Annotated in this window: 1 protein-coding gene; it reads right to left on the bottom strand. The window is 68.5% G+C overall.

Features of this window, described 5'->3' with window-relative positions; translation table 11 throughout:
• A partial coding sequence (locus HMPREF3165_RS04520; protein WP_070511147.1) for an IS110 family transposase occupies positions 1-849 on the bottom strand: 849 nt, incomplete at its 3' end.
• Positions 850-893 lie beyond the last annotated feature (44 nt).

Raw genomic sequence — 893 nt, 5'->3', positions numbered from 1 at the left:
CCTGACCCCGATCCCGGGCATGGAGGTCAGGACCTGGTAAAGAGGGTGGGCCTCCACTAGGGTCTCGACCTGGGCGGCGACATCGGCCCGCTGAGCGTGCAGGGCGATGAGCTGCCTGGCCAGGTGTGGCAGCACCACTGCGGCGGCGTCGGTGCCGGCGACCACCACGGTCTGGTGCTCCAGGGCCGAGACGATCTGGCCCGCCCAGGCGGCATGCCGCCTGCACCCGTGCTTCTTGAGCCTGGCGTCGATCCTTGCCTTGCCCGCTCGCTTCAGGTCGGCTGGGGTGGGCCAGGCGGCGATGACCTCCAGGACGGCGTCGTGCTCCAGCCAGGGCCCCAGCACCCGCTCGAGGGCGGGGTGGATCTGGGTGTACAGGCCCCGGATCCGGTTGGCGGTCTGGTTGACCTGGCGGGCCAGGTCCAGGTCGAAGCCAGTGAGCATCGACAAGGCGGCCGCGTCCTCGTCCGAGGTGCTGATGGCTCTCAGGGTGTGGGGCATGCTCCTGGCCGCGCCGGCGATGACGGCCGCGTCCTTGGCGTCGGTCTTGGCGCTGCCCGGCGTCAGGTCAGCGATGCGTCGCATCGACAGCCCGGGCAGGTAGCCCACGGTGATTCCCATGTCCTGAGCCACCGCCACCGCCAGGGCCCCGATGGTGGCAGGCTGATCGACCACCACCAGCAGGTTCCCGTGATCGGCCAGCTTCTTGTAGAGAGCACGCAGGCGCTCCTCGTCGTTGGGAAGGGACTTGTCAAAGACTTTTCGCCCGTCCCGGCTCAGGGCAGTGGCCCAGTGCTCGCTCTTACCGACGTCGATGCCGATGAAGACGTCGATGTCCTCGATATTCATCTTTGTGCCGCCTCTCGCTGCATGGGTGCAGGGCCAGCCGGTGG

This window comes from Actinomyces sp. HMSC08A09 (genome assembly GCF_001807465.1).
Taxonomy (GTDB): Bacteria; Actinomycetota; Actinomycetes; order Actinomycetales; family Actinomycetaceae; genus Actinomyces; species Actinomyces oris.
This window is presented reverse-complemented; position numbering and strand designations above follow the sequence as displayed.